Here is a 20615-nt window from a genome sequence, read left to right as displayed (position 1 = left end):
TTGCGCGTGCGCCGCGTACTCAGATTCAGGCCAAGTTCTCGTTGGGTCATCACGCCATTGTTCCTGTCGTGCCTCGCTCATGCCATTCGGGCTTGACCGGGGGTTTTGAACACCATCCCTAGGTGGTGATGGGGTGTCCAAAGATCAACACTATTTGTATCGAGAACTGCAAAAGATCGAGAAAAACAACACCACTTGGTCTGTCTCTACTTGGCGCTCACTGGAGCCGTCCTTCGGTGCGGATGTTGCACAGGCGTTCAGAGATGGTGCAGTGGCTTTCTGGCGTCGGTTCTGTCCTGTACTGGTATCTGAGGGAGCGTCGCTCAACTCAACTCCGTTTCAGGTGATTTTCGGGCTTACTGGCCTGGCAATCGAAAGTGCCGAGTCCACGGACTGGTCCAACAACCTCAGCGATACCGAAGTAACGATAGCGTTCCGCTATGCCATGCATGAGCTCAATGGCTACCCCACGTGGTTCCCGTCGGTGTTCAGACGCAACCCCACGGTTATCCGTGACCTCCTGCTGGCCGAAATCGACTACGAGTTGAGCGTTGGAAGCGCGGGGCAGGACATCTCCTATGTCCTGTACGACCTGAATTGGAGTGGCGAATGGCTTTGGGACTCGCTGGCCCCCGAGTTACTCTCTAGGTTGGCCAAGGCTGAGCCGAAGAATTTGCGTAGCCTGCAGTTCCTGACCAACGTTGTACAGGGCTCATCGTTGGATGGTGGGATGATACAGACCCTGGCGCGAGTGAAAGCAATGTCAACTGCGCCACATGAACACTGTGCGCAGTGGTTCGCGATTTGGACTGGCGTAGCTCCTGGGGAGTCTTTGCCTGCACTCATTGCGCACATTGAGAGCATCCATGCAGATGATGAACGTAGCAAATTTGTGATGCTTGTCCTGACGCAGCTTATGGGAAATAGAAGAAGCCGGACCTCTCGCACCCGGCTTGCGTACCGCACAGCACAACACCTGAAGACGCTCTATTTGCTTGCACACAAGTACGTCAGGTCCCAAGACGACGTTGATCGCGCCGGCGGCGGAGTCTATTCGCCGGGCCTTCGGGATGACGCCCAGGACGCAAGAGAGCAGTTGCTCTCACTTCTGAGCGAGCGTCCTGGTAAAGATGCTTTCGTAGCATTGAGCGAGATCGCACAGCAGCATCCTAGTCAGCAGCACCGCTCGTACATTGCAATGTTAGCCAAATCCAGGGCTGAGTCTGACGCGGCGGGCGCCCCTTGGTCGGAGGAACAGGTCAGGGAATTTAACGAGAACCTTGAGCGGATGCCTCACAACCACCGTGAGCTCTTTGATCTTGCAGTTTTGCGACTCCTTGATCTCAAGGAAGACCTTGAACATGGCGACAGCAGCAATGCACCCATGCTGGCCGATGTGGGGTCCGAGCGCTACGTCAGAAGCTACATTGGTAACTGGCTACGAGATCTCGCTCGTGGCCGCTACAGCGTTCCCCAAGAAGAGGAGCTTGCAGACGCTAAACGGCCTGATCTGCGCTTCCACGGGATAGGCTTTGATGCACCGGTTCCTGTGGAGCTAAAGCTTGCAGACAACTGGAGCGGGCCGAAGCTACTTGAGCGGCTTGAGGTGCAGCTTTGTGGCGACTACCTTCGAGATCGCAGATCAACCTGTGGGGTATTTCTGTTGGTGTACCGAGGCCATCGGAAGTCGTGGCAGCTACTTGACGGTACATCTGTGGATTTCGATGGGTTACTACTAGCGCTTCAGGAGCGCTGGGGATTGCTGTCAGCATCACTTCCAAATGCCGAGGAAGTCCTGGTCATTGGAATCGACCTCACCAAGCGAACTACATCGTCGCGGTGACCCAGCTGGCCCAGACCTCGCTGCGTTCGGTGATCGGCAAGCTCGAACTGGACAAGACCTTTGAAGAGCGCGACATCATCAATGCCCAAGTGGTGCAGGCGATCGACGAAGCGGCGCTCAACTGGGGCGTGAAGGTGCTGCGCTACGAGATCAAGGATCTGACGCCACCCAAGGAAATCCTGCATGCCATGCAGGCGCAGATCACGGCAGAACGCGAGAAGCGCGCCCTCATCGCCGCATCGGAAGGTCGTCGCCAGGAGCAGATCAACATCGCCACCGGCGAGCGTGAAGCCTTCATTGCCCGCTCCGAAGGGGAGAAACAGGCGGCCATCAACAAGGCCCAGGGTGAAGCGGCCTCGATCACGGCCGTGGCCGATGCGACCGCGCAGGCGATCGAGCGCATTGCCGCCGCCATCCAGCAGCCTGGTGGCGAGCAGGCGGTGCAGTTGAAGGTGGCCGAGCGCGCTGTGGACGCTTACGGCAAAGTGGCCGCCGACGCCACCACCACCCTGATTGTTCCGGGCAACATGACCGAGGTTTCGGCGCTGATCGGCTCGGCCATGCAGATGGTCGGCACGACAAAAGCCAGGGGCTGAGAAAAACAGCCTCTTCGGCCTGCTACAATCGCAGGCTTCGCGGAGAGGTGGATGAGCGGTTTAAGTCGCACGCCTGGAAAGCGTGTGTGGGCTAATCCCCACCGCGGGTTCGAATCCCGCCCTCTCCGCCACGAACCCAGAAAGCCACCCTTGCGGTGGCTTTCTTTTTTGGTGTCGCCGCTGACCGACGTCATGGTGTTCCACCAAAAACAAAGGCCGCCCGAAGGCGGCCTTTGTTCTGGTCGGGTCAACCGTGATCAGCGGATCACAGCCAGTTCCGCACGCTTGCCACCCTTGTAGGTGTACAGCGTCAGGGCACCGTTCTTGATGTCGCCCTTTTCGTCAAAGGCGATCGTGCCGGTCACGCCCTTGTAGTTGGATTCCTTCAGCTTGGGCAGGTACTTGGCCGGCTCGGACGAGTCAGCAGCCTTCATGGCCTCGACCATCACCTTGACGGAGTCGTAGACGTAAGGAGCGTAGACCTGCACGTCGGCGTTGTACTTGGCCTTGAAGTCGGCCTTGAACTTCTCCATGCCAGCCTTGGCTTCGCCTTCGACGCCACCGGCTTCCGCGCAGTAGACCTGCTCGTCGGACAGGCCGTCACCAGCCAGATCCACCAGGCCGGACGAGCAGATGCCGTCGCCGCCCATGAACTTGGCCTTGATGCCCAGTTGCTTCATCTGCTTGAGCATCGGGCCTGCGACAGCGTCCATGCCGCCGAAGAACACGATGTCGGGCTTCTTGGCCTTCAGCGTGGTCAGGATGGCGTTGAAGTCGGTGGCCTTGTCGTTCGTGAATTCACGACCGACCAGCTTGCCGCCAGCAGCGGTCACGCCCTTTTCGAATTCGTCGGCAACGCCCTGGCCGTAAGCGGTGCGGTCGTCGATGACGGCGATGCTCTTGCCCTTGAGGGTGGCCACGGCGTACTTGCCGAGGGTGCCGCCCAGGTGCACGTCGTCAGCCACGACGCGGAACGCGCCAGCGTAGCCCTGACGGGTGTACTTGGGGTTGGTGGCCGAGGGGGAGATCTGGGGGATGCCAGCGTCGTTGTAGATCTGCGAGGCCGGGATGGTGGTGCCGGAGTTCAGGTGACCGATCACGCCGTTGACCTTGGCGTCGACCAGCTTCTGGGCAGCAGCGGTACCTTGCTTCGGATCGGCTGCATCGTCTTCGGCCAGCAGCTCGAACTTGGCGGGCTTGCCACCGATCGTGATGTTGGCGGCGTTCAGCTCGTCGATCGCCATGCGGGCGCCGTTTTCGTTGTCCTTGCCGAGGTGAGCGATGGCGCCGCTGGTGGGACCGACGTGACCGATCTTGATGACGCCATCGGCGGCAGGTGCCGGAGCCGGGGCGGCAGCAGCGGGAGCCGGAGCAGGCGCCGGAGCTGCGGCGGGTGCAGCCTCTTCTTTTTTGCCGCAAGCGGCCAGGGCGACAGCCGCAGAGATGACGGCCAGTTTCAGGTTCAGTTGCATAGACATCCTCGGAAAGGAGTTAATTTTGGAATGCGGAGGGAACTTTTTTTCTCCACGCCCATAAAGATACTCCAATTCTCCCAATGTTTCGCGGCAGAAGGCGCTTTGGCGCAAAGAGTTCGAGGGTTTGCACGGAGACGCATCACCGCATTGCATGGCCCATAAGGCCACTGCATGCAGCGCTCATCCTTCGCTGCGGGAAGACAGGTCGACCGCCTGTGGCGCGAACCCCGCATTGCGGTACTGCTTCCAGCGTGCACGCGCCTGCTCTCTTGCAGTTTCCTGCGTGCCGACCACCTCGATGACCCGTTCGAAGGCGGCGGGGTTTTCGGGCATGCGGGTCGACAGGTTCACCAGAACGCCCTCGCCTCCCACATCGCTGTCGCCCAGCAGGATGGGGGTGTGTTGGCGGACATGGGACGGCGCCGAACTGCGCGCATGCGGCACAAAATCACCCTGCCCCATCAGCCACAGGGCACGGTCGAGCGCACCGAGCCGGCTTTCATCGGCGACCACCCAGACGCGGGCCCCTTTGGCGTAGGCCTTGCGCAGCAGCCGGCACACGTAGGCGTCGGCGTCCGGCACGTTCAGGTGGAAAGAAACCTCTGTCATGAACCGCCGCAGCCGTCCGTTCAGACGCGGCGTGCCCGGCCCGCCGGACCGGCCGCCGGTTTGGCCTTGGCTTCGGGCGCCGCGGCCTGATCGGCGAGGTATTGCAGCAGCAGACCGACAGGTCGACCGGTCGCGCCCTTGGCCGCACCGCTTTTCCAGGCCGACCCCGCGATGTCCAGGTGCGCCCAGGGCAGATCACTCACAAACTTCTGCAGGAACTTGGCGGCACTGATGGCCCCGCCCGCTCGCCCGGCCACGTTGGCCACATCGGCGAAATTGGACTTGAGTCCCTCCGCATAGTCGTCGTCCAGCGGCAGGCGCCAGCACAGGTCGAGCGAACGCTCGCCGGCATTTTGCAGTGCTGCGGCCAGCTCGTCCTGGTTGGAGAACAGGCCCGAACGCACCGCGCCCAGCGCGATCATGCAGGCACCGGTGAGCGTGGCGATGTCGATCACGGCGCGCGGCTTGAAGCGCGCCGCATAGGTGAGTGCGTCACACAGAATGAGACGGCCTTCGGCATCGGTGTTGAGGATCTCGATGGTCTGGCCGCTCATGCTGGTCACGACGTCGCCCGGCTTGACGGCCAGGCCGTCGGGCATGTTTTCGCAGGCGGGGATCAGTCCCACCACATTGACCGCGGGTTGCAACTCCGCCAGCGCGGCAAAGGTGCCGAGCACGCTGGCTGCACCACCCATGTCGAACTTCATCTCGTCCATCTCGGGAGCCGGCTTGATCGAGATGCCGCCGGTGTCGAAGGTGATGCCCTTGCCGACCAGAACCACAGGGGCACTGCTCTTCGCGGCGCCCTGGTATTGCATGACGATGAACCGCAGGGGCTGGGCGGAACCCTGAGCCACCGCCATGAACGCCCCCATGCCCAGCGCAGCCACTTCCTTGGGGCCGAGCACTTCGGTCTTGATGCGGGGCTTGCGGCCCAGCTTGCGGGCCACGTCGGCGAGCTGGCTGGGCGTGGAGTGGTTGGCGGGGCGGTTGGCCCACTCCTTGGCCAGCTCCACGCCGGTCACCAGCGCCTGTCCCATGCGCAGACTGTCCTTGGCCGACGCGGCGTCCCGCACCCCCAGCAGCACCTCCTTGATTTCCCGGGCCTTGGCCGAGGGCTTGGTGGTGACATAGGAATAGCTGGCTTCCGAGAGCGCCGTCATCACGGTCTTCACCGCGGCCGCATCGTCGGCCAGCAGAGACAGCAGGACGCCCACCTTCTTGATGCCGGTGGCCTTGACCGCGGCCAGACCCGCCGCCACCGCCTTGCGCACCGCCACCGCAGCCCCGTCGCCAGCGCGCACAAGCACCAGCCGGGCCGCCTTGACGCCGCTGGCGCGGTACACGAACAGCGATTTGCCGACCCCGGTCTCCAGATCGCCCCGGCGCGAGACGTCACGGATCAGCTCGGTCAGCGGATCCTCGCCGCGCACGGTCTTGGCGTCATCGGGCACCAGAACGATGAGCGCGTCGAGCGCAGATTGGGCGGCCTGGGCGACCGAAAGGGATTTGAGTTCAAAGTCCATAATTGCAGCTTTCCTCGATTGAGTCGATGTTATTCCATTCCTCCATTCGCACTGAGCTGGCACGGAGCTTTGGCGCCACCCTGGTGGTGCTGTTCACCATCGTGCTGACGGTGTTGCTCATCCGCACCCTGGGTCTGGCTTCCAGCGGCAGCGTGAACCCCGAGGAGGTCATGCTGGTGCTCGGCTACACCGTGCTGGGCTACACGCAGATCATCCTCACGCTGGCCTTGTTCATCGCCATTGTCTCGACACTCTCCCGCATGTACCGCGACAGCGAGATGATCATCTGGTTCTCCAGCGGCCGCTCCCTGGGCGGATTTGTCAGCCCGGTGATGCGGTTTGCCTGGCCGGTGCTGCTGGTGATCGTGCTGTTGGTGCTGTTCGTGTGGCCCTGGGCCAACCAGCAGACCGCCGAACTGCGGTTCCGGTTCGAGAACCGCAGCGACCTGCAGCGCATCGCTCCGGGCCAGTTCCAGGAGTCGTCCAGCGGCCGCCGCGTGTTCTTCATTGACAAGGACACGGCCGAAGGCACCGAGGGCCGCAACGTCTTCATCTCCAGCATCGAGAAGGACGGCACCGAGACCGTGACGTCGGCCACCTCGGGCCGCATCGAATGGATGGGCGACCGCCAGTTCCTGATGCTCAACCAGGGCCAGCGGCTGGCCAACGACCCGTCCACCGGGCGCATCAAGGTCAGCCAGTTTGAGCAGTACGGCGCACTGATCGGCACCGCCGAGCCGTTCATGGCCGGCCAGCAGGCACTGAAGGCACGCAGTTCGCTCGCGCTGCTGCGCGACCCCAACCAGGCCAATCTGGGTGAGCTGGGCTGGCGCGTCGGCGTCGCGCTGTCCGCGTTCAACCTGGTGCTGCTCGGGATCGCGACCACGGTCAGCAATCCCCGCGCCGGCCGCAGCGGCAACCTGATGTTCACCCTGTTTGCCTTCATCGTGTACTTCAACATGCTCAACATCGGTCAGCGCTGGGTGACGATCGGCAAGGTCAACTGGGTCGTGCTCATGCTGCTCCTGCACGGTACGGTGTTTGTGCTCAGTGCGCTCTGGCTGGCCAAACGCCACCACAACATCCACTGGCGCAGCCTGCTACGAGCGGGCAGCACCCGTGACAGCGGGGTCACGGCATGAGGACGATCCGCCGACTCATCTATGGCGAGGTGCTGATTGCCACCGGCTTCGTGCTGCTGGCCTTCCTGTCGCTGTTCTTCTTTTTCGATTTCGTCGAAGAACTCAGTTCGATTGGCAGGACCTCGCGGCTGGACCCGTCGGTGGTCTACGAACTGCGCCATGCGCTGCTGTATGTGGCCCTGCTGGTGCCCAGCCGCATCTACGAACTGATGCCGATCAGCGTGCTCATCGGGTCGGTGGCCGTGCTGGCCAGGCTGGCGCAGAGTTCGGAGTACACCATCCTGCGCACCAGCGGCCTGGGGCCCTGGAAGGCCTTGCGGACCCTGCTGGGGCTGGGCCTGATCTTCGTGGTGCTGACCTTTGCGGTCGGTGACTACATGGCGCCGATCGCCGACAAGACCGCGCAGCTGCTCAAGGCCCGTTACCAGGGCAAGCTGAGCCTGGGCCAGACCGGTGCCTGGCTCAAGGAGAAGCAGGCCTACAGCAACTTCTCGGTCAACGTCGGCTCGCTCTCGCCCACCGGCGAGATCGGCGAAGTGCGGATCTTCGAGTTCGACAACCAGGGTCTGCTGGTGTCCACGCTGCAGGCCGACAAGGGGCAGATCGAGAACGACAGTTCCTGGACGCTGGCGAATGTGACGCGGCGCGAGTTCGACGTGGCGGGCCAGCAGTCGGCCAAGATCGTGCGCAGCCAGCACCAGACCTTCCGCTGGCCCAGCGCCATCTCGGCCGAGATGGTGTCGGTGGCGCTGCTCAAGCCCGACCGGATGCGCACCACCGATCTGTATGCCTATGTGCAGCATCTGGAGGCCAATGGCCAGACCGCGCAGCGCTACGAGATCGAGTTCTGGCGCAAGCTGTTCTATCCCCTGTCCTGCCTGGTGATGGTCGTGCTGGCGCTGCCGTTTGCCTATCTGCATTTCCGCTCGGGCGGCATCACCGGCTATGTGTTCGGTGGCGTGATGATCGGCATCAGCTTCTTCCTGCTCAACAACGTGTTCGGCTACATCGGCAACCTCAACCAGTGGCGTCCCTGGCTGGCGGCGGCGGCGCCGGCCATCCTGTACTCGTTCGTCTCGCTGGGCGCGTTCGGCTGGCTCGTGCTCAGGCGCTAGAAGCATGCTGGGCGTCGTCGTTTTTGCCCATGGATCGCGCGACCCGCTCTGGCGGGCGCCGGTCGAGTCCGTCGCACAACAGATCCGCGGGGCGGACCCGTCCGTGCGGGTCGCGTGTGCCTATCTGGAGCTGAGCGAGCCCGATCTGGCCACCGCCGTGGCCGGCCTCGTCGCGCAGGGCGTTCGTGCCGTGCGCATCCTGCCGCTGTTCTTTGGCATGGGCAAACACGCCCGGGAAGACCTGCCGGTGCTGGTCGAACAGCTGGTGCAGGCGCATCCCAGCGTGCAGTTCGAGCGCCTGACCGCCGCCGGAGAAGACCCCCGCCTCACCGCCCTGCTGGCGCAGATCGCGCTGGAATCCCACCCATGAACCTGCACCAGTTCCGATTTGTCCAGGAAGCGGTGCGCCGCAACCTCAACCTGACCGAGGCCGCCAAGGCCTTGCACACCTCCCAGCCCGGGGTGTCCAAGGCCATCATCGAACTGGAGGAAGAACTCGGCATCGAAATCTTCGCCCGCCATGGCAAGCGCATCAAGCGCATCACCGAACCCGGCGTCCAGGTCCTCAAGAGCATCGAAGTCATTCTGCGCGAGGTCAACAACCTCAAGCGCATCGGCGAGCAGTACGCCGCCCAGGACAGCGGCACCCTGTCGATCGCCACCACCCACACCCAGGCGCGCTACGTCTTGCCCGGGCCGGTCGCCAAGCTGCGCCATGCCTATCCCAAGGTCAATGTGAGCCTGCACCAGGGCTCGCCGGACCAGGTGGCGCGCATGCTGATCGAGGAAGTCGCGGAGATCGGCGTGGCCACGGAGTCGCTCACCAACTACCCGGACCTCGTCACCCTGCCCTGCTACGAGTGGCAGCACGTGCTGGTGTTTCCGCACGACCACCCGCTGGCGGCCCAGGAACGCATCACGCTGGAAGATCTGGCACTGGTGCCGCTGGTGACCTACCACCCCAGCTTCACTGGCCGCACCCGTATCGACCAGGCCTTTGCCCTGCGCCACCTGCGGCCGAACATCGTGCTCGAGGCCATCGACTCGGACGTGATCAAGACCTACGTCAAGCTCGGCATGGGCGTGGGCATCGTGGCCGAGATGGCGATGCAGGGCGAAAACGCGACGCCGGACCTGGTCGCCCGCCCGGGTGCCCAGCTGTTCGGCCACAACCTGGCCCGCGTGGCCTTCAAGCGCGGCAGCTACCTGCGGCAGTTCGTGCTGCGTTTTGCCGAACTGATGAGCGACCGCCTCTCGCGCGACCTGATCCTGCGCGCCATGGCCGGCGACTCGGCCGAATACGACATCTGACGACCACCATGGACACCGCCACCCAAGCCCGCACGCCTGAACTGACTTCGCGCCTGCCCCAGGTCGGCACCACGATCTTCACCGTCATGTCGGCGCTCGCCGCCGAAGTCGGCGCCGTCAACCTCGGCCAGGGCTTCCCCGACTTCGACTGCGACCCGACCCTGGTCGACGCTGTCACCCGCGCCATGCAGGCCGGCCACAACCAGTACCCGCCGATGCCCGGCGTGCCCGCGTTGCGCCAGGCCATGGCCGCCAAGATGCAGGCGCTCTATGGCCTGCGCTGCGACCCGAACACCGAGATCACGGTCACTGCCGGTGCGACGCAGGCCATCCTGACTGCGATCCTGGCCGTGGTGCACCCGGGCGACGAGGTCATCGTGCTCGAACCCTGCTACGACAGCTACGTGCCCAACATCGAGCTGGCCGGCGGCAAGGTGGTGCGCGTGCCGCTGGTGCCCGGGAGCTTCCGCCCCGACTTCGACGCCATCGCCGCCGCGATCACGCCGCGCACCCGCGCGCTCCTGATCAACAGCCCGCACAACCCCAGCGGCCAGGTCTGGAACGCCGAGGACATGCGCCGGCTGGAAGAGCTGCTGGCACCCACCGACGTGCTGCTGATCAGCGACGAGGTCTACGAGCACATGGTCTACGACGGCCAGCAGCACCAGAGCGCCGCCCGTTTCCCCGGTCTCGCCGCCCGCGCCTTCATCATCAGCAGCTTCGGCAAGACCTACCACGTCACCGGCTGGAAGGTCGGCACTGTGGTGGCACCCGCGCCGCTGACCGCCGAGTTCCGCAAGGTGCACCAGTTCAACGTGTTCACCGTCAACACGCCGATGCAGCACGCACTGGCCGCCTACATGGCCGACCCGGCGCCCTACCTGCAGCTCAGCGACTTCTATCAGCGCAAGCGCGATCTGTTCCGTGAAGGCCTGGCGCAGACGCGCTTTCGCCTGCTGCCCGGCCAGGGCACCTACTTCCAGTGCGTGGGCATTGAAAACCTCGCGGTGGCCGAACGCGACCTGCCCGAAGGCGAGTTCTGCCAGTGGCTCACGCGCGAGATCGGTGTGGCGGCCATCCCGCTCTCGGCGTTCTATGGCAACGGGTTTGACCAGAAGGTGGTGCGTTTCTGCTTTGCGAAGAAGGACGAGACGCTGAAGGCGGCGCTGGAGCGGCTGGCCCGGCTTTGAGGCGGATCAGCCGTTGAGCTGTGCCCAGGCCTTGTCGATCCGCTTGACGCTCACCGGCTGCGGTGTGCGCAGCTCCTGCGCAAAGAAGCTCACGCGCAGCTCCTCCAGCAGCCAGCGGACCTCCTGCAGGCGCGCGTCCTGCACGCCCTTGCGCTCGGCCACCAGGCGCCAGAAGCGCAGATCTTGTGGCCTGAGTTCCGCAAACTTGGCGGCGTCGCGCGCCGGGTCGCCTCGCAGCTTCTCCAGCCGCAACTGCACCGCCTTGAGGTAGCGTGGGAAATGCTGCAGCTGCGCGTACGGCGTTGAACTCAGGAAGGTCTTGGGCACCAGGCGTTGCAGCTGCTGCTGCACGTCGGTCGCCACATCGGCGGGCGGCTTGCTGTCCTTGAGCTTGCGGGCCGCGGCCGCGTACTCGGTCAGGATCACGCCGGCCTGGCGGGCGATCTCGTTGGCGATCAGGGTCAGGCGCCCTCGCCCTTCGTCGACGCGCGCCTTGAACGCGGCGGCATCGGCCGGCAGCGGGTCGGTCAGGAAGGCGCGGTCCAACGCCAGGTCCAGGATCTGGTTCTTCAGCTCGTCCAGCGTACCGCCTCCGCCGCCACTGTCGGTCTTGCCGACGTTCATGTAGGCCACGCCCATGGCCTGCAAGCCGGGCAGGTTCTTTTCCAGGTACTTGAGCGCATCCTTGATCTGCAGCGCGAACAGGCGGCGCAGGCCGGCGCGGTGGCGTGTCTGGGCGACCTCGGGCTCGTCGAACACCTCGATGCGCACCGTGTCGCCGTCGTCGATCAAGGCCGGGAAGCCGATCAGCGTCTGCCCGCCCTTGCGGATTTCCATCAGCTCGGGCAGTTCGCCGAAGTCCCAGCTGGTGTGGCGCTGGTCGGCGGTGGCCGATGGCGCTGATGCGGACGGCTTGTTGGTGGCGGCCACGCGGCGGGCGCCTTCGGTCGCCACTGGTGCCGGCGCAGATGCCGGCGCGGCGGGCGTTGCAGCGGTGGCCCCTGCGATGTCCTTGAGCTTGAGCGAGGCGAGCGCCTGGAAGGCGCCGCGCGCCTGGCTGCCCAGCTCGGCCTTGAGCGCGCCGAGGTTGCGGCCCTGCCCCAGCTGGCGACCGTGCTCGTCCACCACGCGCAGGTGCATGAAGTGGTGGGCCGGCAGCATGTCGACCTTGATGTCGTTGCGCTGCACCGGCAACTGTGTCGCGTCGCGCACCAGCTTGAGCAGCGCGTCCATCAGGCCGCCGCTGCCAAAGGTCTCGGGCTGGCACAGCGCCTCGGTCATCTTCTCGGCCGTGGCCGGCAGCGGCACCAGGCGCGAGCGCGGGCGCTGGTGCAGGGTCTTGAGCAGGGCCTGCACCTTGTCCTTGAGCATGCCGGGCACCAGCCAGTCGCAGCGGTCTTCGCTGACCTGGTTGAGCGCGAAGATCGGCACCGTCACGCTCACGCCGTCGCGCGGGTCGCCCGGCTCGTGCAGGTAGGAGGTGGCGCAGTCCACGCCGCCCAGGCGCAGGGTCTTCGGGAAGGCCTGCGTGGTGATGCCCGCGGCCTCGTGCCGCATCAGCTCTTCACGAGTCAGAAAAAGTAGCTTCGGGTTCTCCCGGCTGTGGTCCCGGTACCAGCGTTCGAAGGCGGCACCGTTGCTCAGGTCGGCCGGCAGCTGCTGGTCGTAGAAGGCGTAGATCAGCTCGTCGTCCACCAGCACGTCCTGCCGGCGGGCCTTGTGTTCCAGCTCCTGCACCTCGCGCACGGTGCGGCGGTTGGCGGCCAGGAAGGACAGCTTGCTGTCCCAGGTGTCTTCGTGCAGGTGCCCCACCAGGGCCTCGCGGATGAAGATCTCGCGCGCGCCGGCCGGGTCCACCTTGCTGTAGTCCACGCGCCGCTGGTGGTAGACCACCAGGCCATACAGCGTGGCGCGCTCCAGCGCCGAGACGCGGGCGGCCTTCTTCTCCCAGTGCGGGTCCAGCATCTGCTTCTTGAGCAGGTGCTCGCCCACCTGTTCCAGCCATTGCGGCTCGATGTTCGCAATGCCGCGGCCGAACAGGCGCGCGGTTTCCACCAGCTCGGCGCAGACGATCCAGCGGCCGGGCTTCTTGCTCAGGTTGGCGCCCGGGTGGCGGTGGAACTTGATGCCGCGCGCGCCCAGGTACCAGTCCTCGGTGTCGTTCTTCTGGCCGATGTTGCCCAGCAAGCCGGCCAGCATGGACAGGTGCAGCTGCTCGTAGCTGGCCGGCGCCGTGTTGATGGCCCACTTGTGCTCCGCCACCACGGTGTGCAGCTGCGAATGGATGTCGCGCCATTCGCGCACGCGGCGCACGTTGATGTAGTTCTCGCGCAGCAGGTTCTCGTACTGGCGGTGGCTGAGCTTGTGGTCGGTCCCGTGGCCACCTCTGCTGTCTTCCAGCCACTTCCAGAGCTTGAGCGTGCCGGCGAACTCGCTCTTTTCGTCGTCGAACTTCTTGTGCGCCTGATCGGCCTGCGTCTGTTTCTCCAGCGGTCGGTCGCGCACGTCCTGCAGGCTCAGCGCCGACGCGATGACCAGCACCTCGTCCAGCGCGCCGCGCTGTTGCGCTTCCAGCAGGATGCGGCCCACGCGCGGGTCCAGCGGCAGGCGGCTGAGCGTCTGGCCGATGCGGGTGAGCTCGTTCGCGTCGTCCACGGCGCCCAGCTCGGACAGCAGCTGGTAGCCGTCGGTGATTGCGCGGCGCTGCGGTGCTTCCAGAAACGCAAAGTCTTCCACCGCGCCCAGGTGCAGCGCCTTCATGCGCAGGATCACGCCCGCCAGCGAGCTGCGCAGGATCTCCGGGTCGGTGAACTTCGGCCGGCCGTTGAAGCCCGCCTCGTCGTAAAGGCGGATGCAGATGCCATCGGCCACGCGGCCGCAGCGGCCGGCTCGCTGATTCGCCGCGGCCTGGCTGATCGGTTCGATCAGCAGCTGCTCCACCTTCTGGCGGAAGCTGTAGCGCTTGACGCGCGCCGTGCCAGCGTCGATCACGAAGCGGATGCCCGGCACCGTCAGCGAGGTCTCGGCCACGTTGGTCGAGAGCACGATGCGGCGCTGGCCTTTGGGGTGAAAGATCAGGTCCTGCTCGGCCTGCGACAGGCGCGCGAACAGCGGCAGCACCTCGGCGTTGCGCAGCGCCGGCTGGTGTGACAGGTGTTTGCGCAGGTGGTCGGCGGCCTCGCGGATCTCGCGCTCGCCGGGCAGGAAGACCAGGATGTCCCCGCCTTGCGGCCCGCGCCAGAGCTCGTCCACGCCGTCCGCGATGGCGCTGTTCAGGTCGTATTCGCGGCTTTCTTCAAACGGCCGGTAGCGCACCTCCACCGGGAAGGTGCGGCCCGAGACCATGAGCACAGGCGCCTTGCCTTTGCTGGACGCGAAGTAGTCCGCGAACCGGTCGGCGTCGATGGTGGCCGAGGTGACGATCAGCTTCAGGTCCGGCCGGCGCGGCAGCAGCTGGCGCAGGTAGCCCAGCAGGAAATCGATGTTGAGCGAGCGCTCGTGCGCCTCGTCGATGATGATCGTGTCGTAGGCGCGCAGGTCGGGGTCGGTCTGCGTCTCGGCCAGCAAGATGCCGTCGGTCATCAGCTTGACCGAGGCGTCCCTGGACAGCCGGTCCTGGAAGCGCACCTTGAAGCCCACCACCTCGCCCAGCGGGGTCTTGAGCTCTTCGGCGATGCGTTTGGCCACGCTGCTGGCCGCGATCCGCCGCGGCTGGGTGTGGCCGATCAGCTGGCCGCGCTGTCCCGGCTTCGCGTTGAGCCGGCCGCGCCCCATGGCCAGCGCAATCTTGGGCAGCTGCGTGGTCTTGCCCGAGCCGGTCTCGCCGCAGACGATGACCACCTGATGGTCGCGGATGGCGTGCTCGATCTCCTGCCGGCGGGCAGAGACAGGCAGGGACTCGGGGAACTCGATGTGCAGCGGCGCGGAGGACAAGGGGGAACTTCAGTCAAAATCAGGCAACCGGCGATTATCCTGCGCCGCCCGAACGTCCGCCCCACCCGCCTCCCATGTCCACCGTCTTCAATTTCACCTTCGTGCCCTGGTTCCGTTCGGTGGCACCGTACATCCACAAGTTCCGGAACCAGACCTTCGTGATCGGGTTGACCGGCGAGGCGATCGACGCCGGCAAGCTGGCCTCCATCGCCCAGGACCTGGCGATGATCCAGGCCATGGGCGTGAAGATCGTGCTGGTGCACGGTTTTCGCCCGCAGGTGAACGAGCAACTGCGCCTCAAGGGCCAAGAAGCCAAGTACTCGCACGGCATGCGCATCACCGACCCGGTGGCGCTGGACTGCGCGCAGGAAGCCGCCGGTCAGCTGCGCTACGAGATCGAGGCCGCGTTCAGCCAGGGCCTGCCCAACACGCCGATGGCCGGCGCGCGGGTGCGCGTGATCTCGGGCAACTTCATCACCGCCCGCCCGGTGGGCCTGATCGACGGCGTGGACTTCCAGCACTCGGGCCTGGTGCGCAAGGTGGACACCGAAGGCATCCAGCGCACCCTGGACATGGGCGCCCTGGTGCTGATTTCGCCGTTCGGCTTCTCGCCCACCGGCGAGGCCTTCAACCTGAGCATGGAAGACGTGGCGACCTCGGTCGCGGTGGCGCTGCAGAGCGACAAGCTGATCTTCCTGACCGAGGTGCCGGGCATCCGCGTCGACGCCAACGACCCGGAAAGCGAGATCGACACCGAGCTGCCGCTGGCCGACGCCAAGCGCATGGTCGCCAGCCTGCCGCCGCCGACCCAGCCCACCGACACCGGCTTCTACCTGCAGCACTGCATCCGCGCCTGCGAAGGCGGCGTCGAACGCAGCCACATCATTCCCTTCAAGCTCGACGGTTCGCTGCTGCTGGAAATCTACGTGCACGACGGCATCGGCACCATGGTGGTCGACGAGAAGCTGGAAAGCGTGCGCGAGGCCAACCTCGACGATGTCGGCGGCATCCTCGCGCTGATCGAACCGTTCGAGAAGGACGGCACCCTGGTCAAGCGCGACCGCACCGAGATCGAACGCGACGCCAGCAACTACACCATCATCGAACACGATGGCGTGATCTTCGGCTGCGCCGCGCTCTACCCCTACCCCGAAGAGCGCACCGCCGAAATGGCCGCCCTCACCGTCTCGCCGCAAAGCCAGAGCCAGGGCGACGGCGAGCGCCTGCTCAAGCGCATCGAAACCCGCGCCCGCGCCCAGGGCCTGCAGAGCATCTTCGTGCTCACCACGCGCACCATGCATTGGTTCATCAAGCGCGGTTTCGTCCAGGTCAGCCCCGACTGGCTGCCCGAGGCGCGCAAGCGCAAGTACAACTGGGACCGCCGCAGCCAGGTGCTGGTCAAGAAAATCGGCTGAGCGCTCTGCCGGTCGTTCGGCCGGGATGGTTTGACAAAAGTCAAGCCACCGGAATGCCATCGGTTCATACTGGCTTTTTGTGTCCAGACGATGACCCGACCATGACCGAACGACAGAACTCCACCAGCGCCAGCAGCGACGAATCCGTGCGCAAACCGGCCGGCCGTGCCGTCCGAAAAACGGCCACCCCTTCGACCAAGGCCGCCACCAAAACTGTCAAAACCGCCGCCACCCGCCGGGTGAGCATGGGCGATGTGACGGGCAGCACACAACCCAGGCGCATCGCCAAGCTGACCACGGGCACCGTGGTCAATGCCCGCCAGGAAGCCAAGGCGGCGGCGGTCAAGGACATCCTGGCCGATGCGTCGACCAGCAAGACCCGCAAGGCCGAAGGCCTGCGCGCCATCCTCGAAGGCGCCTCGCCCGACGACGCCAAGGCGATCCGCCGCCTGCTCAAGGAGACCGCCCAGGCGGTCAAGGGCCGCGACAAAGGGGACAACAACCCCGATGAAATCCTGTCGACCGACTGGCGCAGCGGCGCCTATCCGTACAAGAACCTGCTCTCGCGCAAGGTCTACGAAGCGCAGAAGTACCTGCTGCAGGTGGAGCTGCTCAAGCTGCAGGCCTGGGCCAAGGAATCCGGCCAGCGCATCGTGATCCTGTTCGAAGGCCGCGACGCGGCCGGCAAGGGCGGCACCATCAAACGCATGATGGAACACCTGAACCCCCGCGGCGCGCGCGTGGTGGCGCTGGAAAAACCGAGTGAGGTCGAACGCGGCCAGTGGTACTTCCAGCGCTATGTGCAGCACCTGCCCACGGCCGGCGAGATCGTGCTGTTCGACCGCAGCTGGTACAACCGCGCCGGCGTGGAAAAGGTGATGGGCTTCTGCAGCGAGGACGAATACCAGGAGTTCATGCGGCAGGCGCCACAGTTCGAGCGCCAGCTGGTGCGCAGTGGCGTGCACCTGATCAAGTTCTGGTTCTCGGTCAGCCGCGAAGAGCAGCGCCGCCGCTTCAAGGAACGCAAGGCGCACCCGCTCAAGCAGTGGAAGCTCAGCCCGATCGACGTGGCCTCGCTGGACAAGTGGGCCGACTACACCAAGGCCAAGGAAGCGATGTTCTTCGAGACCGACACCGCCGATGCGCCTTGGACGGTGATCAAGAGCGACTGCAAGAAGCGCGCGCGCCTGAACGCGATGCGCTACCTGCTGCAGAAGCTGCCCTACACCAACAAGGACCCCAAGAACATCGGTGCCCTCGACTCACTGATCGTGGGCCGCGCCCACGTGGTTTACGAGCGCGGCGAGCGCCCGGGCAGCGCAATCCTCTGATCAGGCCTTCTGGCGGCGCAGCAGGAGCAGTGCCGCCAGGGCGGCAATGCCGGTGAAGCAGAGGAAGGACCAGTTGGCGATCGACATCTTCAGGAAGGTCCAGTCGATCGCCGAGCAGTCGCCACTGCCTTTGAAGATCATCGGGATGGCGCGCTTGAGCGGGAACGACTCGATCATTCCGTAGAAGTCGCGGCCGCAGCTGAGGATTTCCGGCGGGTACCACTGCAGAAAGCTCTGGCGCGCCGCCACGAAGGCACCGCCCACGGCCAGCAGCCCGATCAGCGCAACCGCGACGTTGCGGCCCTTGCGACCGGACACCGCAGAGGCGATGCCGGCCACGATCGCGACCAGGATCAGTGCATAGCGCTGCACGATGCACATCGGGCAAGGCACCAGACCCACCACGTTCTGCAGGTACAGGATGCCAAACGCCAGCAGGCCGATGCAGCCCACCGACACCAGGGCCAGGGCCCGGCGTGGATGGCGGTCAAGAAGGTCGAGGGCAAAAGCGGGAAAGCTCAAGGGATCTCCAGAAAATGAAAGAGGCGCCCCGGATGGACCCGGACAGCGCCTCGGAGTTCCGATCGCCAGCGATCAGCCGTTGTCGGCGAACGCGCGTTCGATCACGAACTGGCCCGGGCGCGTGGTGTTGCCTTCGGCAAAACCGCGCTTCTCGCACAAGGCCTTGAGGTCGCGCAGCATCTCGGGACTGCCACAGATCATGACACGGTCTTCGGCCGGGTTCAGCTCGGGCAGGCCGGTGTCTTTCGCCAGCTGGCCGTTCTCGATGATGTTCGGAATGCGGCCCTGGTGCACGAAGGCCTCGCGGGTGACCGTCGGGTAGTAGATGAACTGCTGCGAGACCATCTCGCCCAGGAATTCGTGCTGCTTGAGCTGGGTTTCCAGCATCTCGCGGTACGCCAGTTCCTTGACTTCGCGCACGCCGTGGATGAGCACGACCTGTTCGAACTTCTCGTAGGTTTCCGGGTCGCGCACGATCGAGAGGAATGGCGCCAGACCGGTGCCGGTTGCCAGCAGGTACAGGCGCTTGGCCGGCAGCAGGTAGTCGATCAGCAGGGTGCCGGTGGGCTTTTTGCCGACGACGATGGTGTCACCGACCTGGATGTGCTGCAGTCGGCTGGTCAGCGGACCATCGGGCACCTTGATGCTCAGGAACTCCAGATGCTCTTCGTAGTTGGCGCTGGCGATCGAGTAGGCGCGCAGCAGCGGCTTGTCGTTGACGCGCAAGCCGATCATGGTGAAGTGGCCGTTGGAGAAGCGCAGGGCCGTGTCGCGCGTGGTCGTGAAACTGAACAGGCGATCGGTCCAGTGGTGAACGCTCAGGACGCGCTCTTCCAGAAATGCACTCATGGTCTTGGAGGAATTGGGCCCCGGAGAAAATGGGGCGCTGACACAAAAAACAGCCTTGGATTGTAAAAGTGGAGACGCTGCCCACTTTGCGTTATGTCAGGGTCCGGTCCGGACAACCCGTTGTCACCCTTCCTGACGCGGCAATCGTTGCTACAGTGGAGCCCGTTTGCGGGTCCAGTGCACCCGATCCGCTCCGCACAGGTCGCGCATGATGCCGTCCCTGCGTTCAAACCGGAACAAATAGTTTTTCATTTCAGTTATATCGAACCCGAATAAGGACATCCCATGGCCCGCACCGTTCAATGCATCAAGCTCGGCAAAGAGGCCGAAGGTCTCGACTTTCCGCCCTACCCCGGCGAACTGGGCAAACGGATCTATGAAAACGTGAGCAAGGAAGCCTGGGCTGCCTGGCTCAAGCACCAGACCATGCTGCTCAACGAAAACCGCCTGAATCTGGCCGATGCCCGCGCCCGCCAGTACCTGGCGCGCCAGATGGAGAAGCACTTCTTCGGAGAGGGTGCGGACGCTGCCGCCGGTTTCGTGCCGCCACCCGCGGCCCAATAAGGCAGGTCGCCCCCATCTTGAACGTCACCGAATCCCGCCAGGCGCTTGTGCTGGGCGCGGGCCTGGCGGGAGCGGCCTGTTGCGCGACCCTCGCCCGCCGGGGCTGGACTGTCCGGTTGCTCGATGCGGCATCGGAGGCTGCCCAAGGGGCGTCCGGCCTGCCCGTGGGCATGCTGAGTCCGCACGTCACACGCTCCCCCACCCCCCTCTCCCGCCTGTGCGCCCTGGGTGTTGCCGATGCCCGTGGGCAGCTGGAGCGCCTTGTGCCGCAGGGCGCCGGCTGGCAGCCGACCGAGGTCGACAACCTGGGGCACGATCCTGGTCGCAAGCCCGCGGCCCTGGTGCGGCCGTCGGCGCTGGTCCATGCCTGGCTGGCCGAGGCGCAGGGCCTGGGTCGCCTGCAGACCGGCTGGTCGGCCGAGGTTCACCGGCTGGAGCGGCGCGACCAACGGTGGTGGGCGCTGGATGCCGAAGGCGGTGTGGTTGGGGATGCGCCGGTGGTCGTCGTGGCTTCGGCCTATGGCGCCCACGCGCTGCTCGAGGGGCTGTTCAGCGCCGACCCGACCGCGTTACCGCTGCGCCCGGTCCAGGGGCAGCTCTCCCTGGCGGCGTTGGTGGGCGAGCCGTTGGCGCTGCGCCCCGTGCGCAACAACGGCGTGTTCGTCCCTTCTTACGAAGACCGTGAACTTCCCCCCCGCTGGCCATCGCGCGTCTGGGCCATGGGGTCGACCTACGAGCGCGGCAGTCAGGATGTGACGGTCCGCTCTGAAGCGCATGAACGCAATGCCGCAAGCCTTGAGCAAATGCATCCGGTGGCTGCGGCCCATCTGCGCCAGTGCGCTGCGCGCGGTGAGCTGCAGGGCTGGGCGCAGGTCCGGTGTGCCTCGCTGGACCGGGTGCCGATGGTCGGCGCGGTACCGGATCAGCCAGCCCTGCTCGAGCAGATGCGTTCGGCCGGCCACCGCCGCGGACGGATTCCCCTGGCCGACGCGCCCCGTCTGCCGGGCCTGTTCATGGTGTCCGCCCTGGGCTCGCGCGGGCTGACGCTGGCGCACTGGTGCGCCGACTGGCTGGCCGCCCGGATGAGCGGAGAACCCTCGACGCTGCCCGAGGACGATCTCGACCTGGAGCGGGCCTTCGATCCGGCCCGTTTTGCCTGGAAGTCGGCGCGGCGGCAGGACGCCTGAGCGCCCG

The 20615-nt window shown here is 65.2% G+C and carries 16 protein-coding genes, 1 tRNA gene and 1 pseudogene; 12 read left to right on the top strand and 6 right to left on the bottom strand.

What is annotated here, in order from left to right:
• The first annotated feature begins 133 nt into the window (after positions 1-133).
• From ACS5NL_RS20605 to ACS5NL_RS20595, 3 genes and pseudogenes are all read left to right on the top strand, one after another.
• Positions 134-1843 (top strand): hypothetical protein, encoded by a 1710-nt coding sequence (locus ACS5NL_RS20605; RefSeq protein ID WP_439355838.1) that lies wholly within the window; start codon positions 134-136, stop codon positions 1841-1843.
• Positions 1822-2439 (top strand): annotated as a pseudogene (locus ACS5NL_RS20600) (SPFH domain-containing protein); the annotation flags it as partial. The gene ACS5NL_RS20605 and the pseudogene ACS5NL_RS20600, both read left to right, overlap by 22 nt.
• A 41-nt stretch (positions 2440-2480) precedes the next feature.
• A tRNA-Ser gene (locus ACS5NL_RS20595) sits at positions 2481-2570 on the top strand.
• 126 nt (positions 2571-2696) lie between these two features.
• On the opposite strand, the gene ACS5NL_RS20590 is transcribed toward ACS5NL_RS20595, so the two are convergent.
• The 3 genes from ACS5NL_RS20590 to ACS5NL_RS20580 form a co-directional block, all read right to left on the bottom strand.
• A complete protein-coding gene (locus ACS5NL_RS20590; protein WP_439355837.1) occupies positions 2697-3911 on the bottom strand; it encodes a branched-chain amino acid ABC transporter substrate-binding protein in 1215 nt (404 codons plus the stop codon).
• Positions 3912-4094: 183 nt separating this feature from the next.
• Positions 4095-4523: a DNA polymerase III subunit chi gene (locus ACS5NL_RS20585; RefSeq protein WP_439355836.1), complete on the bottom strand. Its 429-nt coding sequence runs from the start codon at positions 4521-4523 to the stop codon at positions 4095-4097.
• A 20-nt stretch (positions 4524-4543) separates the two neighbouring features.
• Positions 4544-6049, bottom strand: a complete 1506-nt coding sequence (locus tag ACS5NL_RS20580) for a leucyl aminopeptidase (RefSeq protein ID WP_439355835.1) — start codon at positions 6047-6049, stop codon at positions 4544-4546.
• A gap of 26 nt (positions 6050-6075) precedes the next feature.
• On the opposite strand from ACS5NL_RS20580, the gene lptF reads away from it, so the two are divergent.
• The 5 genes from lptF to ACS5NL_RS20555 are packed head-to-tail and all read left to right on the top strand — an operon-like array spanning position 6076 to position 10807.
• Positions 6076-7191 carry an LPS export ABC transporter permease LptF gene (gene lptF, locus ACS5NL_RS20575; RefSeq protein WP_439355834.1) on the top strand — a complete coding sequence of 372 codons (1116 nt, stop codon included), beginning with the start codon at positions 6076-6078 and terminating at the stop codon, positions 7189-7191.
• Positions 7188-8306 (top strand): LPS export ABC transporter permease LptG, encoded by a 1119-nt coding sequence (lptG, locus tag ACS5NL_RS20570; RefSeq protein WP_439355833.1) that lies wholly within the window; start codon positions 7188-7190, stop codon positions 8304-8306. The genes lptF and lptG overlap by 4 nt, the downstream gene beginning before the upstream one ends.
• 4 nt (positions 8307-8310) lie before the next feature.
• The gene (locus ACS5NL_RS20565; protein WP_439355832.1) at positions 8311-8676 is read left to right on the top strand and encodes a sirohydrochlorin chelatase; all 366 of its coding nucleotides are present in this window, start codon (positions 8311-8313) and stop codon (positions 8674-8676) included.
• Entirely contained in the window at positions 8673-9617 is a 945-nt protein-coding gene (locus ACS5NL_RS20560) for a CysB family HTH-type transcriptional regulator (protein ID WP_411364515.1), read from the top strand. Before ACS5NL_RS20565 ends, ACS5NL_RS20560 begins: the two co-directional genes overlap by 4 nt.
• Before the next feature lie 8 nt (positions 9618-9625).
• Positions 9626-10807: a pyridoxal phosphate-dependent aminotransferase gene (locus ACS5NL_RS20555; RefSeq protein WP_439355831.1), complete on the top strand. Its 1182-nt coding sequence runs from the start codon at positions 9626-9628 to the stop codon at positions 10805-10807.
• A gap of 6 nt (positions 10808-10813) precedes the next feature.
• On the opposite strand, the gene hrpA is transcribed toward ACS5NL_RS20555, so the two are convergent.
• Positions 10814-14740 (bottom strand): ATP-dependent RNA helicase HrpA, encoded by a 3927-nt coding sequence (hrpA, locus tag ACS5NL_RS20550; RefSeq protein ID WP_439355830.1) that lies wholly within the window; start codon positions 14738-14740, stop codon positions 10814-10816.
• 74 nt (positions 14741-14814) lie between these two features.
• Between hrpA and argA the strand changes: the two genes are divergently transcribed.
• Entirely contained in the window at positions 14815-16155 is a 1341-nt protein-coding gene (gene argA, locus ACS5NL_RS20545; protein ID WP_439355829.1) for an amino-acid N-acetyltransferase, read from the top strand.
• A gap of 101 nt (positions 16156-16256) precedes the next feature.
• Positions 16257-17486 (top strand): polyphosphate kinase 2, encoded by a 1230-nt coding sequence (gene ppk2, locus ACS5NL_RS20540; protein WP_439355828.1) that lies wholly within the window; start codon positions 16257-16259, stop codon positions 17484-17486.
• Here the strand turns inward: ppk2 and ACS5NL_RS20535 are convergent, their stop codons facing one another.
• Complete coding sequence (locus tag ACS5NL_RS20535; protein ID WP_439355827.1) at positions 17487-18008, bottom strand: disulfide bond formation protein B; 522 nt, start codon at positions 18006-18008, stop codon at positions 17487-17489.
• 72 nt (positions 18009-18080) lie between these two features.
• Positions 18081-18857 (bottom strand): ferredoxin--NADP reductase, encoded by a 777-nt coding sequence (locus tag ACS5NL_RS20530; protein ID WP_439355826.1) that lies wholly within the window; start codon positions 18855-18857, stop codon positions 18081-18083.
• 285 nt (positions 18858-19142) lie between these two features.
• Between ACS5NL_RS20530 and ACS5NL_RS20525 the strand changes: the two genes are divergently transcribed.
• Together ACS5NL_RS20525 and ACS5NL_RS20520 are read left to right on the top strand one after the other, a co-directional pair.
• Positions 19143-19421, top strand: coding sequence for an oxidative damage protection protein (locus ACS5NL_RS20525; protein ID WP_439355825.1), 279 nt, complete (start codon positions 19143-19145; stop codon positions 19419-19421).
• Positions 19422-19438: 17 nt separating this feature from the next.
• Positions 19439-20608, top strand: coding sequence for an FAD-dependent oxidoreductase (locus ACS5NL_RS20520; protein WP_439355824.1), 1170 nt, complete (start codon positions 19439-19441; stop codon positions 20606-20608).
• The last annotated feature ends 7 nt before the right edge of the window (positions 20609-20615 follow it).

The sequence above is a fragment of the Hydrogenophaga sedimenti genome (assembly GCF_051857515.1).
GTDB lineage: Bacteria > Pseudomonadota > Gammaproteobacteria > Burkholderiales > Burkholderiaceae_C > Hydrogenophaga.
This window is presented reverse-complemented; position numbering and strand designations above follow the sequence as displayed.